This window comes from Bacteriovorax sp. Seq25_V (assembly GCF_000447795.1).
In the GTDB taxonomy this organism is placed as follows: Bacteria; Bdellovibrionota; Bacteriovoracia; order Bacteriovoracales; family Bacteriovoracaceae; genus Halobacteriovorax_A.
In genome coordinates this window covers 285523-299286 of record NZ_AUNI01000021.1, presented here as the reverse complement: position 1 = coordinate 299286, position 13764 = coordinate 285523, and the positions used below count along the sequence as shown (strand labels likewise).

Sequence of the window (13764 nt, the reverse complement as noted above, 5' to 3'; positions counted from 1 at the left end):
TTACTCCACAAAGTAGCAAATATATTTAATGTAATTAGATTTTGAACTTAAAGATGATATAGGATGGTCCCAGCTACTCAATCCAATATCTAGCACCTGAACCTTCTTTCCTTCTCTTAATGCTGACTTCACCACAACTTTGTCCAACTCTTCGATAGTGATATATTGTGTACATGAAGCGGCCACTAAGATCGATTCACTATTAAGTAGTTGAAAACTTTTCTGATATAGTTTTTCATACCCACTTAATGCTGAGTTTTTATTTTTAACTGACTTAGTGAATGAAGGAGGATCACATACTATAACATCGTACCTAGCTTTTTCTTTGATTTTTGAATCAAGAAAAGCAAATACATCATCACGAACAAACTTGTTATTTCCTTCAAAACTATTAAGCTCGATGTTCTTCAAGACAATATCATTCATATTACCCTGATCAACAAATTCAACATTTTTCACACCAGCTCTAAGCATATGCATGCCCCAAGAACCAATATAACAAAAAAGATCGAGCCCATTTGTAAATTCTTTGTTAATTCTTTTTAAGGTATTTTCAAGCTTTAATCGATTTTCTCTGTGATCATAATAATAGCCGACTTTTTGTAAGACATCTTTTTTTAATTGGTATTCAATTCCAAGGTCTCTGATATCTATCACATCGGGAAGTTGATCATTTTCAAAGAAGGGAAGTCCTTCTTTTTCTCTATATTTTTTATTATCAAGGAAAATAACTTCTTTTCCTGTTTCTTGCTTTATAATTTCTTTAATCTCGTTTCTGAATCGATCTAAACCCGCAGAGCTAATTTGAACAAGTGAACACGATTCATAAGTATCAACTACCAATCCAGGAAGCCCATCAGAAAACCCATATATTAATCGCTCGCCATGGTAAGCAAGAATACTCCGCTTACGATGAGCTGACTTTATAGCTTTCTCAATATACTTAAGCGGCTCTCTCTCAGTTGTTTTAAGAATTGTAACATTTCCAAAGTCTTCAATAAATGGATTTACGAAACCAATTGTTTTAAAGTTTCCAATTTCGAATTCGACCCATTCACCAGGAGTACAAGAACGAATACTTTGATCAAGATCTTTTGCATTAAATACATTTTCACCGCTAAGCCATGAGTAATGTCTTTTCTGGTCTAAAACAAATGACTTCATATTATTTACTATCTCTAATGAATCGATCAGCTTTACCTGTATTAATATTGTAATTTGAGAATTTCAATTTCAAGTTTGTCTTAGCAATACTTTTCCCATCTCTCGAAACCTCTTCCTCAACATTAATTTCTGATGGCAAACCGATACCTGAAAAAACTTCTCTTTCAACATCGATGGTCTTTAGATTAACTATTCCACTTCCCTTTTCTTCAACAGTAATTTTCGTTAGTACATTTTTACCATTTGACCATGATCTTAGCTTATACTCAAACTTACTTAGAACAGTAGAATAAGGTGATTTAGAATAAATCTCTGACAACAAGTTTTTCTCATTTAACTTAACTCTCACCTTAGAAACACTTGATGCAGATTCTTCTTTCTTTATAAAAGAATTTTTTTCTTTTGGATCTTGAACAAATGGAGTTCGTTCAAATTGCCTAATAAAGTCTTCTGAAAAGATCATGTCAACATAAGGTTTAACCTGATTTTTAAGATTACTCTTTAAAACAGCAAACCCTTTAGGAAGACCTTCTACTTCAATTCTATACTCGCCTGGATAAACCCAATAGAATCTAAAATATAGATCTTCAATATTTGATATCGCCGTTGTTCTCTTGATATTATCGATGAGCCCATCAACCCTTATTTCAAATAGGATATCTTTCGCGCCAGCAACAATCGGTGAATATGTTTGTAATTTATGATCTTCAAAAATTGTGCTCGTACTACTCAAGGCATTTGTAATTCCAAATACAACTACGAAAACTAATCCAACAATATACTTATTCATAAAATATCCTCGCTTTGGGATATTTTATCTTGGAGTTCTACTTCAACCAACTACTTGAAATTATTTCCTTCCAATTGACCTTTTTCACAACTAGATGTTTTTCTTTCTTATAATTTACAGACCCTGGCTTTCCCTTGATTCCTTTTAAGTTAGAAACCTGAGTAAATATAACCGGTATCCCGTCTGCTTCGAAATTTGAATATGTAGCAACAATAGATGCTGCAATTGAAATGATGTTGAGATCAGTAAGTCTATCACCTTTTACTATAACATGCGCGCTCGTATACCCGTCTAAATGTATCCACAAATCATTCTTAGTTGACCAATTCGTTCGTAGAAAGTCATTACCATGAGAAGAGAGACCAACTGCAAACTTATGTCCATCGATGACAAACTCTTCTATCCCATTGTCATTACTATTTTTCTTTACGACTTTTCTTGATTTTTTTACCCAAAGTGGGAATGTTATATTTTGTTGAATAAGAAGATCAGATTTTTTATCACTAATAACTTCTCTAAAATTTTCGAGTCTTTGTTTCAAAAAAGCTTCACCAATTTTCAATTTTTTTATTTTCTCAAAAACTTTATTCTTTTTTTGATAATAGTTAAGTCCTCTTTCGAATTTTAGTTTCAATCCTTTATACTTCAGAATATCAGTTTCCAAATCTAGCTGATCATTGATAACAAGCTCTTGAAGGTCCTGCCACAGTGCACATGCCTTTAAATCCTTTTCAATATTGGCCATCTTTTTATTGTTTTTTTTAATTTGCTGCTTATCTTTCTTAGCATCAGGAAACAATTTTTCCTTATCAAGACTGAGATTTGATTCGTTGACTTGCTTATGCTCCAGCTGCTTTCTTCCAGCAGGATCAAATACGCTGAAGTAATCATTATTTATTTCATATCTATCTAGGCTATGCCATGGTGAAAAACACAGTGCTTTCCCATTTTCCTTAATGATATGACTAAAGTGTAATGTTCTACCTTTCCAAAAAAACAGAATCATCGATTTATCAAATAACTCAATCATGATCGATTTGTCTCTTTCATCAGCTTTGATATTAATGACGGACAACCCAACAAGATTCGAGCGCATATACTCGAGTAGTGAATCCCTCACAATTCGATAAGGTGATGGGATTTGCTCATTAAGAAGCCATACTCCACAATATTCATTTCCTCTTCCGATACATAAATATAGTGTTTTCCCAGGCACTCTGATATTCAAAACTATAACATTTCCACTTGAAAATATCTTTTGAATCTTGCCAAACTTCCATGTGTCACCGACAATAAACTCACTTCGAATATTAACTATACTATTATGTAATTCAGAGAAATTTAAATTCATGGATACCTACAATATTTTGCATCAAACTCTTAAAAATATCGATTGGCCAATTATTGGTCAAAATATATCTTTCTATAGTAAGTTCAACCTCACTAAAGAACATATTACACGAAACCCTATTCCAATTGAAGAAGCAAATTTAGAATCACAACTCGGTAGAGTCGATGAACTATACACACTGATTTCACAAGATATTGATATAGATACAATTGCTTTTGGCAATTTAGCAGATAGTCCTGAAAATCACTTTTTCGTCAATAATCTGGCGAAAAACATTACCGGAGACTTTAAACAATTAAATTTTGCCTGTGTTTTAATCGAAAATATAATAGAGCTTAAATCAACGCTTAAAGATTATCAAAAGGAAGAAATTCTCTTCTTTCTCGAAAAGACTCAAAGACTTAGGCAGAAGTTCGTTCGAAGCTTCAGAAATTTTGTTGAAAAAGATGGGTATGCAAATTTAGAAAAGCATCCGTTACTAGCGGTAAAGATACAAGAACGAAATAACTTAGAAGCTAAAATCAGAGAAGAAGTTCACCGTATTTTAAAGTCTGAAGACATTGAGAAGAGATTACAATTCAGCTCATTTGATATTATCAACGATCGCTATGTCATTCCTATTCGTAGCGACTCCTACAATGGAAGCATTGGTATTATTGTATCTAGGTCTAGTACTGGTAGTACTTTATTCGTTGAACCTACAACTGTTAGAGAATATGCTAATAAAAGAATGCAAATAATCGCAGTCATTGACGAAATTATTAATCGCATCTGCCAAGATTTTTCCGATCAACTTCGATCTGAGTCTAAGTTAATTCAATCGCTTTATCATTTTTTTCTAGATCTCGATTATACACTTACTCAAGCAAAATATAGCTATCATCACAATTTTGTACGACCAGAAATTTCTCCAAATAATTCTGAACATATAGAAAACTTTTTTCATCCTCTCATTGAAAACTGCAGGGCAAACACAATCGACTTTAGGCCTTCACACCATGGACTTATTATCTCAGGCCCAAACACTGGAGGAAAAACGGTTACAATAAAGTCAATCGTACTCTGTCATGTTTTCATGAAACTTGGATTCTTTGTACCAGCGACGAAGGCAAAACTCCGTCCAGTAGAAGATATATTCTATTTTGATAGTGATTATCAGGACCTCTCACATGGATTAAGCTCCTTTGCGGGTGAGACAACAGCTATTCTCAAAATGCTTGCAGAGATTAAACCAAATAGTCTTGTAGCAGCCGATGAAATTTTCAACTCTACTGGTTCAGATGAGGCTTCGTCTTTGGCGATATCAATAATAAATCATCTCACTCAAAACTTAAGTGCGATGATTCTCATCTCAACGCACCACCAGTTACTAAAAACGACAATGCAGGAAAACCCTAGTTATATTTCTGCTCATGTTGGCTATGACTTCGAAAAAAATATTCCAACTTACAATTTAATTGTTGGAACTCCAGGTAGTTCGATGGCGCTGACCATTTTCGAAAGACTAAGTCACGATTACTATCTTGACCGCAACATACTACAGAATGCTAAATCAATCTTAGATAAAAAATATATTACGTACGAAAAACTTCTTCAGGATCTTTCTCAAAAAAAAGCAGAATTAGATTCATTGCTTATCGAGAATAGAGATTTAAATAACCAACTAAAGAATCAACGTAAATCAATGGAGGGTGTTCTTTTTCTTGAGAAACAAAAAATGTATGAGCAATACAAGTCTCAAATGGAAAAACAAGTTAAAAAGATACAAGAACTCCGAGAAGACAAAGATCTCACTGTAAAGCAAAAACAAAAAAAGGCTACAGAGTTTAAATCTATGTTTAACTCACAATCTCCAAATCAAAATCAAGCGCAAGTTTTCGACGTCCAACCAACTGAGACTCTTCAGGAAGGTAAAACATACTTTAGTGAGTTATTAAAAAATGATTGTGTACTTGTTTCGGTAAATAGAAATAAAGCGACTGTTACATTTAGAGGCAAAAACATTACTGTTCCAACAGAAAGTCTTTACACACCGCTAAACAATACTCCGAGACAAAAACCAAATGAAAAAGTTAAAATTAACGTCTTTCAATCTTCAGCTGTTTCTTCTGTTTCCGTCAATGGTAGAGGTATGAGACTCGAAAAATTTCAAAGTGAAGTGCTCAGTGCAATTCTATCTTTGCAAAATGGGGATATACCATATCTACTTGTTGTCCACGGCCATGGGGACGGCGTTTTAAAGAAATGGTTACGTGATTACCTTCGAAAGGAAAAAGATCTTACGTGGGCACCTGAAGATGGAAACGATGGTTGTACAAAAATTGAAGTTATTCGATCTTCTTAAAGATGCGGTTTAGTCTTACGCTAAACTGGTCTTTTTGGTCAGGCATCGACATTGAAAACCAAACAAGAATAGCCTCACCACGAATATATTCATGTGGAACAAAGCCCCAAAAGCGCGAGTCATATGAGAAGTCACGGTTATCACCCATTACAAAGTATTTCCCTTCAGGGATTACCGTACGATCGAGATGTGTCGAGTAAATATTGTCGACGTCTTGCTGAATAATGAAATTATGATTTTCAATTTTGGTTTTGAAAAACTTAAGGTTTGTAGATTTGAATTTCTCATCCATATCTTTCATCAGATCATGTCCGTCAAATTCAGCTTGCCCTACTTCCTGATCGTTTATATAAACAACCTTCTCTCTAATCTCAATAGTATCACCGGGTAAACCAATCACTCTTTTTATGTAGTTAACAGAGGTGTCTTTAGGATATTTAAAAACAATGACATCTCCTCGCTGTGGTGATGATTTACCAAAAAGATAAATAGGATTGAAGCTCATTTCGAAAATAGCAATGTCACTAAATGGAAGTTTAAAGCCGTATTTGAATTTGTTTACAAGAATAAAGTCGCCAATTCTAAGAGTTGGGATCATTGATCCTGTAGGGATCCGATATGGTTCATAGAATACTGATCTAAAAACTAATAAACTTAAAACGATTAGAAATATATTTCTAACTTCCTTTTTAAGTCTCATTTTGCGCTTACTGATTATTTGATCTAATTCCATTTTATTCCAATTTTTTTATATCTCTATAATAATACTGGATAATTTCTTGTGCAAGCCTAGCAGATTTAACATACCATTTCTTAAAATTGATATTCATAACACAAACAGAAATACCCTCATCTGGCTTATCTAATGGAATAGCAAAGCTTGTAAACCAATCTCTCTTACCAAAAGGAAAACCACCTGTAATCGAACCTGTCTTACCACCAATATCAAGATTATTCTTTATACTTTTTTTCAAAGATCTAAATTTTCTTCTCGCAGTTCCTTTATCGATAGTTGCCCTCATTAACTCTTTCAGTTCGTCAGAAACTTCTTTCTTAATTACTTGTTTAGTATGCTTTTCGTTTTCCCAAGCAATATGACTCTGATTATCGATAACTTTGGTTACAAGTCTTGGATATGTTAACACACCATCATTGGCCACCACGGATGATAACAACGCACAGTGAACAGGACTCATCTGAGTATCCTTATTAAAGCCTGACGCGATCTCAGCTAAGTTATATCCACTTTCAGGCATAATAAATGTTGATTTTGAAATACTAACCTCTTCCATAAGTTCTTGATTAAATCCTAACCTTTCGGCCATTTCTTTCAACTCAAATGGTGTTGTGTTCTCAATTGCAGCTTTTCCAAAAACAACATTATTAGAGTAAGCAAAAGCTTTTTCAAAGCTCATATGTCTTACCCAGCGCGCGTTTTTCTTCTCTTTTAGTTGATATTTATAGAGTGTCGTTCCCTTTCCTCTAAAGTTAAACTCAGAATCAGGAGATACTTCTCCATCTTCAAAAAGTTCTGCAGTTGTCACAATCTTAAAAATAGAAGCTGAAGGATGTGTTCCGGAGAATGGAAGATAATCATTAAATGTCTTTTCTTTCCTGTCATAGCCAACAGCAGTTAGAATCTTCCCTGTCTTATTTTCGAGAACTACTATTGCGGCCATATCAGGGCGATAATATCTAAGTCTCTTTTTTACATACTTATCAAGAGCATCATCAATAGAGAACTCTAGAGAATATTTCTCCCCATCAATGTCTATAGAAGTATTTTCGTAGAGGTTACTTTCTTTTAAATGATAATTTACATGATTCTTTAGAGTGCTTAATTCGATTTTTTGTTGATCTTTCGTAATTTGAGCCACTTCTTCTTTATAAGTGGCATAATAACCGATAGTAGCCAGGACAGAAAGCCCAAGCACTACCCAGATATTTACCTTTCTATTCTTCATCCTTAATGAAACCTTTTCCAATTGCAAAGAACTCCTTACTTACCGATCGTGTCGATTTTGGTTTTAAAAAATGGAATTCTTTAAATCGATGTTTCTGAGATTTTAGAAAGACTTGCGCCTCATGGCCATCAAATACTTTAATAACAAAGTTTCCACCGTCTTTAAGAAAGACTGGTAGGTGATAAAAAACCTGTTCAATTAAATTCAAACTACGTGCTTGGTCAACGGAACGAACACCAGTTGTATTTGGTGCCATGTCTGAAACTACGGTATCAAAAGGTTTATCAACACCTAGCATTGAAAGATCATCAACATCAAAAATATCCATTTCGAAAATTCTAATATTCTTGATTGGTAAAAGTTTTTTGTTTAAGGGGCGAATATCAATGCCGACAACACTTCCCTCTTCTCCAACTTTTTTAGAAGTATATTGCATCCAAGACCCAGGGTGATACCCTAAATCAAGTACGTTTTCGCCTTTCTTTATAATTCCATACTTTAGATCAATTTCCTCAAGCTTGTAGATACTACGCGCAAGGAAGTTCTCTTTTTTGGCTTTCTTAAAATAGTAATCTTGGACTTTGAAACTCATAACAATCCACTTTTTAATAATTTTTTGTACAAAATACTTCTTATAATACAGAGGTGCAAAATACCACCAATTGTCAGTAGAATCTATAATTCTTACATGAGCGTTTTTGATTATTTTGTGAAAAACTCTGCTTTTTTTGAAAATAATTGTTGACTCGTCTATTTTGTTCACAAAAATGGCCCACTTATCAACAATTAACAAATTTTCTCGACTTTATACCCTATTGATTAAGTCAAGTTAAAAACACCTGTCTTTTCAATGTTTTACCGAGGTGCGTGAAGGTAATCTATGATATTTGACACCTTGCCATGAAGATTTGAAACATTTTCCACAGAGTTATCAACAAAGCGACATTTACTAACAAAAAAAATTACAGCATCTTACATGTCAATATTTTTCTTACATCAATTTCAGGTTTTTATTAAGAATTAATCGAAAAGGACTCTAGGACATGTTTTATGCCCTTCTAAAATGTTTAAATCTCCCAACTGACCTTAGTCTTCTCTAGTAGAAACTAAGTCCGTATCACCCCTACTAGCAATCGAAATTGCATCATAGTTGTCACCGTCACAACTTGCTCTAGAACCGGCCAAAAGCGTAATACTACCGCTCTCTGGGTCTACAAGTACAAATGGTGATGAATCTAAAGTCGTCTCTTTAAGTTCAAAGGTTTCTAGGAAGTCTTCGTAAAGCGTTCTTGTGATATGTGACTTAAACAGATGAACTCCTTTTCATCAGGTTAATTACATTTAGTATAACATAGAAAAAATCTAGTTAAACATTCTTAACAGAATCTTAATACGACCCTCAAAGTGAGAATCCAACAAACAAATTAGGATATAAATAACATAGATAAAGTTTCGACTCGATCTCAGCCTTCTAATCTTCTGGAAGATAAGCTCTATCGGGATTACACTTAAAAATGCCAGAATCCAAAGAATTGAGAAATCTTTAAAGAATCGACTTTCGAAGATGATACCTGACAAAAATAATAGTCCAAACCCGAAGGCAAATTCATTCATTTTATCCGTTGGTAAATTGATAAGCTTATTATTATCTTTTTTCTGATAAAGAACTTTTCCAAAGAAAACAGCAAACCCAAAGATACTCAAAATAAAGAATGCCTTTCTTTCTATTAGGGCCCAAAGCTCTAAAAACCCTGTTGCAAAAGAATCACTAAACTTAAATTCTAACGTACTTGTTGAAAGCAAGAAGACCATAACCGCAAGGATCACACCAAATGTGTTATATTTGAAGAATTGTCGGCGATACCAATAAGTTTTATTCTTGAGAAACAAAGTATGAAGCGCAAATAACTGAACTACAAACAGAATCATATTCGTCTTATCAATAACGATTCCCCAAGCTCCTACAAGCCCAACAAACAATCCAGACCTATAGGTCGAACTCTTTGTACACCACAAAAGTGTCCACATCCAAAGGATAGAATATGTCGTCAATAACGCATTTCCAAAGTTTAACGCAAGTATTTTAGAAAAGGACCATGAAGAGATAAGTGCAAACACACCCAATACAGCAAGCCTTCTCGAAACAAAATAACGAAGGATCGCATAAAACGTCATGAGAAACATTGAAATAGTTAGAAAGTAAAAATGCACACACCAGGCAATTTTAAAAAGCTCAGGATATTTTTTAAACGGATAGTAATTAACCTGCATAAAGCTCCAAAAAGCACCAGAGACACGCTCACTTGGGTCAAAGAAAAGCTTTAAAGAGTTTGCTGTAGCGAGATTTGGAAACTCAGGAACTGATGCAATAAAAGTAGCAACAATTAGCAATAGAATTGTTTTCTCAAACCTGTCCAAGTATTTATACTCATGAAAGTTAGAGCTTACAGATTCTTGAATAATTTTTCCTCGAGTTGGCCAAGAATAAAACAAGCCTAGAAATACCCAAGTAGCCCAAAAGATATTGTATACCCACTTACCTGGAAACAGATTTATGATGTTAAAGTAGATTGCCATGAAGAACATCCCCATAAACAATCGATATACCACTCTATCTATTGATGAATTTACTCTGAAGTAAATTTTTAATCGATGATCAATCTCTTTACCTAAAAGAAACCACTGCCCCATAATAAACATACAATAGAGGACCATTACAACGATTGAGACATGTCTCGAAATCTCTACTTCTTTCTGCAAATAGATAGGTAATAGCAAAAAACCAAAGTACGTAAGTGCTCGATATAAAAAGAATTTCGATTTTTGATATAAAATACCTGACTTATTTTCTAAAGTTTCCACGCCAATACCCGATAAAATTAGTACAACAAAACATTACCCAAAAAACTACCTCGAATTGGCCCGCCTACCCAGCGGGCCTTTTTTATTTTCAGGTATATAACTCTATAGTAATTCAAAAAGCCCTCACGAGCAAAGCCTTTACCCTGTAACAATTCCCTGCAAATTCTTCCCAAAATGCGCGCCACATTGCTTTTGTCACTCATTATGCTAATCTAATTTAGTATGCCCCAGTGCGCGAGGATTGCGCATAATGGGTTCAGGAGGAAACGTTGAGCATTGCCTTTGGTTCCATTAACACAGGTCTTCCAAAAGATATCGTTCAGCAAATTATGAATGCTGAGAGGATCCCTATTAAGAATATGGAGACTCGTAAAGGGAAGATTGAGGACAAGAAAGGTCTCGTAGGAGAACTATCTGGCCTTGTTGAATCAATGCGTGGAACTCTCAACAAAGCTGGTAACGCCAGATCTCTTCGCGAACTTAAAATCGAAACAAACAAAGAAATTGTCGGCATCAGTGCTGACAAGAATATTGCGGAACCTGCAAACTATCAATTTGAAGTTGTACAACTAGCACAAAAATCATCTGCAATGTCCTCAGGATTTGAAGACCCTGATGAGAGTTACGTTGGAGTGGGTTTTATTCAATACAAACTTCCAAATGGTGATACCAAAGAAATCTACGTTGATTCAGAAAACTCAAGTTTAACAAAAATTGCAAAGTTAATTAATAAAGATTCTGAAAGCGGACTACGTGCTTCTGTTATCAACGATGGTAGCGGCTCTGAAAATCCACACAGACTAATTTTAAGCTTAAAAGATACAGGGGATGCCAACAAAGCAGAATTCCCATATTTTTATTTCGTTGATGGAGTTGATGACCTCTACGTTGAATTCGAAAGAGAAGCTCAAGATGCAAAAGTTAAGCTAGATGGTTTTGAAATTGAACTTCCAGAGAATAAGACAAGTGATCTTATTCCAGGTGTTACGATTGATCTCAAAAAAGCGAAACCAGGTGAAGAATTCTCTATTAACATTAGTGAAGACACTCAAGCTGTTGGAGAAAAAGTTAATACTGTCGTAGACCAAGTAAACGCAGTATTAAATTTCATCAAAGCACAGAATAACCTTGATGAAAAAACAGACACATCGAGAACTCTAGGTGGAGACATTATTCTGCAAACACTAGAGTCAAAGATCAGAGGCGCGGTTTTTAAAGATATTGAAACTCAATTTGGAAATTTTCGCATTGGTGATATCGGAGTCGCATTTCAACGTGATGGTACATTGAAGTTTGATCAGGAAAAATTTAAAGCTGAGCTTGAGAGTAATTACGAAAAAGTTTCGCAAATTCTAACTGGTCACTTTAAAGAAGGTGGAATTAAGACAAGCGGCTTTATCGATAACTTAAACGATCTTGCAAATTCATCTCTTCGTTACCCTGATGGAATCTTACAGTCACGAAAAAAAAGCTTAGAAGGGAACATTGAAGGTATAGATAGAAGAATAAAGCAGAGAGAAAGAATGCTCGAACAAAAAGAGAAAAACTTAAAAGATAAATTTTCTAGGTTAGAAGGAACAATATCAAGAATTAGAGCACAGGGAGCTGGCGTTGCAGGATTAGGAGCAGGAGCTCCAGACGTACAGCAACTTGGGTAATTTAGGAGGAAGTCATGAGCTACGGTCTTGGCGCTTATAAGAAAACACATGTAAACACTGCGAGTAAAGAGCAGATCTTACTCATGCTCTATCAAGCTGCAATCAAGAATTGCAAGAAAGCAATGGAAGCTATCGACAAAAGAGAAATTGCTCTTAAAGGAGAAGCCATTGGAAAACTACAGGACATCGTCATCGAGCTAAACAACAGCTTAGATTTTGAAGTTGGTGGGGATATTGCAAAAGAATTATCTTCACTTTATGACTTCATTCTCTTCTCTAGTACTCAAGCAAATATCAAAATTGATAAAGAGCCACTAGAAGGATGCCTTAATGTTTTAACAACATTATATGAAGGATGGCAGGAAGCAATTAAGTCACTTAAAGTTTCGGGACAGACGAAACAAGGAGCATAGATGAAAGTATTTGAAAATATCATGCAGCACCTAGATCTACTAGAAGCGCTAACGAATGCAAGTCAGGGACTTCTAGCAGCGGCTCAAAACGGTAAAGTTGACCTAGTTGATCAGATTATCGATAACAGAGAAAGACTGATTAATATTATCAGAAAAGTTCAAACAAATGTAGAAGAAGAGATTGCGAAATTTGATCTAAAGACTGTAACACCTGAACACATCCAAATCTTTAAGACTTGGTCACAAGAGGTTAATCAGATTGTTTACGTTAATGATAAACTTGACATAGAGACTACGGAAATTCTAACAAATCAAAAAGAGCAAACTACTCAAGAAATCGCTAGTGTATTCAAGAATCGTCAGTCATTTAAGGGCTACGACTTATCTAATGTAAAAAAGTAACCCCATATAAAAACTTCATTGCAAGATGAAGCAAAAATAAGCTATCATTAATAGAATCTAAGGGAACCAAGAATTGGTTCCCCCTATTAACCATAAAGACCTTAAGGATGAGGAACTATGGAAGCAAGCAATTTATCTAGTTCCATTAGAGGAAGACACATGAAAAGTATTAAGATTGATTCTTATGAGATCAAGACGTCTCGTAATAATCTAAAGGTACCTGTTATAAACAACGTACACCTACACTCTGTTTATAATCCAGCTAAAGAGGCTCAGGCCATTGTATCTACATACGATGAAAGACTTCAAAACAATAAGCACGTTCTTGTATTTGGACTAGGGTTTGCTTATCACGTTTATGAAATTTGTAGAAAACTAGAATCATATCACGGTAATGATTATCAAGTTGTTGTAATAGAACCAAACGAAGAAGTATATAGAGATTGTATCGCAAACCACCTCTTTCCAAATAAAAACATCAAAGTATTTTCGGGAGAAGATTTAGAGACTATTTACAGTGATATAACACTAGCAAAGTTTCTAATTACAAAACCAGTAATGGTAAGTCACCCACCATCATTTAATCTGTACTCTGATTACTTTAAAAGTTTTTTAAACTATGAAGCTTCTTCACTGGTCAAAGATGTTGCAATGAACATTACTAATCGTGAATTAAAATCATATTTATATACGGATGCAGACGCACAAAGCTTAGATTCCTTCATTCAGGAAAATGTTTTATCAAAACCTGCATTAACTAACAACTTAGACCACTTACTTTTAGCATATACTCATTTGAGTAACGGAGAATTTTAA

At 34.5% G+C, this 13764-nt stretch carries 12 protein-coding genes; 5 read left to right on the top strand and 7 right to left on the bottom strand.

Translation table 11 applies throughout. The features are described 5' to 3' along the window. Genes M900_RS16160 through M900_RS16150 form a run of 3 tightly spaced genes read right to left on the bottom strand, consistent with a single transcriptional unit; the run spans position 1 to position 3305 of the window. Positions 1-1164: a class I SAM-dependent rRNA methyltransferase gene (locus M900_RS16160; RefSeq protein ID WP_021275749.1), complete on the bottom strand. Its 1164-nt coding sequence runs from the start codon at positions 1162-1164 to the stop codon at positions 1-3. Between the two features lies 1 nt (position 1165). Next, positions 1166-1954, bottom strand: a complete 789-nt coding sequence (locus M900_RS16155; RefSeq protein WP_021276068.1) for a hypothetical protein — start codon at positions 1952-1954, stop codon at positions 1166-1168. A gap of 37 nt (positions 1955-1991) precedes the next feature. Beyond that, the gene (locus M900_RS16150; RefSeq protein WP_021275911.1) at positions 1992-3305 is read right to left on the bottom strand and encodes an NFACT RNA binding domain-containing protein; all 1314 of its coding nucleotides are present in this window, start codon (positions 3303-3305) and stop codon (positions 1992-1994) included. On the opposite strand from M900_RS16150, the gene M900_RS16145 reads away from it, so the two are divergent. Further along, complete coding sequence (locus tag M900_RS16145; protein WP_021275864.1) at positions 3304-5649, top strand: Smr/MutS family protein; 2346 nt, start codon at positions 3304-3306, stop codon at positions 5647-5649. The genes M900_RS16150 and M900_RS16145 overlap by 2 nt on opposite strands. Here the strand turns inward: M900_RS16145 and lepB are convergent. From lepB to M900_RS16125, 4 genes are all read right to left on the bottom strand, one after another. Next, on the bottom strand, positions 5633-6382 hold the full coding sequence (gene lepB, locus M900_RS16140; RefSeq protein WP_021275948.1) for a signal peptidase I: 750 nt from the start codon (positions 6380-6382) through the stop codon (positions 5633-5635). The genes M900_RS16145 and lepB overlap by 17 nt on opposite strands. Before the next feature lies 1 nt (position 6383). Continuing rightward, positions 6384-7613, bottom strand: a complete 1230-nt coding sequence (locus M900_RS16135) for a penicillin-binding transpeptidase domain-containing protein (protein WP_034733110.1) — start codon at positions 7611-7613, stop codon at positions 6384-6386. Beyond that, complete coding sequence (locus M900_RS16130; RefSeq protein ID WP_021275679.1) at positions 7603-8205, bottom strand: RlmE family RNA methyltransferase; 603 nt, start codon at positions 8203-8205, stop codon at positions 7603-7605. Before M900_RS16130 ends, M900_RS16135 begins: the two co-directional genes overlap by 11 nt. 770 nt (positions 8206-8975) lie before the next feature. Next, a complete protein-coding gene (locus tag M900_RS16125) occupies positions 8976-10475 on the bottom strand; it encodes a hypothetical protein (protein WP_021275935.1) in 1500 nt (499 codons plus the stop codon). A 269-nt stretch (positions 10476-10744) separates the two neighbouring features. Between M900_RS16125 and fliD the strand changes: the two genes are divergently transcribed. From fliD to M900_RS16105, 4 genes are all read left to right on the top strand, one after another. Further along, the gene (gene fliD / locus M900_RS16120) at positions 10745-12133 is read left to right on the top strand and encodes a flagellar filament capping protein FliD (RefSeq protein WP_021275844.1); all 1389 of its coding nucleotides are present in this window, start codon (positions 10745-10747) and stop codon (positions 12131-12133) included. A 14-nt stretch (positions 12134-12147) separates the two neighbouring features. Further along, entirely contained in the window at positions 12148-12546 is a 399-nt protein-coding gene (gene fliS / locus M900_RS16115; protein WP_021275858.1) for a flagellar export chaperone FliS, read from the top strand. Continuing rightward, entirely contained in the window at positions 12547-12948 is a 402-nt protein-coding gene (locus tag M900_RS16110; RefSeq protein ID WP_021275748.1) for a hypothetical protein, read from the top strand. Between the two features lie 159 nt (positions 12949-13107). Continuing rightward, the gene (locus M900_RS16105) at positions 13108-13764 is read left to right on the top strand and encodes a hypothetical protein (protein WP_021276002.1); all 657 of its coding nucleotides are present in this window, start codon (positions 13108-13110) and stop codon (positions 13762-13764) included.

Excerpts from the sequence above, each read along its gene's own strand:
- M900_RS16160 (WP_021275749.1), bottom strand. The coding sequence starts at position 1,164 with ATGAAGTCATTTGTTTTAGACCAGAAAAGACATTACTCATGGCTTAGC.
- M900_RS16155 (WP_021276068.1), bottom strand. The coding sequence starts at position 1,954 with ATGAATAAGTATATTGTTGGATTAGTTTTCGTAGTTGTATTTGGAATT.
- M900_RS16145 (WP_021275864.1), top strand. The coding sequence starts at position 3,304 with ATGGATACCTACAATATTTTGCATCAAACTCTTAAAAATATCGATTGG.
- M900_RS16150 (WP_021275911.1), bottom strand. The coding sequence starts at position 3,305 with ATGAATTTAAATTTCTCTGAATTACATAATAGTATAGTTAATATTCGA.
- lepB (WP_021275948.1), bottom strand. The coding sequence starts at position 6,382 with ATGGAATTAGATCAAATAATCAGTAAGCGCAAAATGAGACTTAAAAAG.
- M900_RS16135 (WP_034733110.1), bottom strand. The coding sequence starts at position 7,613 with ATGAAGAATAGAAAGGTAAATATCTGGGTAGTGCTTGGGCTTTCTGTC.
- M900_RS16130 (WP_021275679.1), bottom strand. The coding sequence starts at position 8,205 with ATGAGTTTCAAAGTCCAAGATTACTATTTTAAGAAAGCCAAAAAAGAG.
- fliS (WP_021275858.1), top strand. The coding sequence starts at position 12,148 with ATGAGCTACGGTCTTGGCGCTTATAAGAAAACACATGTAAACACTGCG.
- M900_RS16110 (WP_021275748.1), top strand. The coding sequence starts at position 12,547 with ATGAAAGTATTTGAAAATATCATGCAGCACCTAGATCTACTAGAAGCG.
- M900_RS16105 (WP_021276002.1), top strand. The coding sequence starts at position 13,108 with ATGAAAAGTATTAAGATTGATTCTTATGAGATCAAGACGTCTCGTAAT.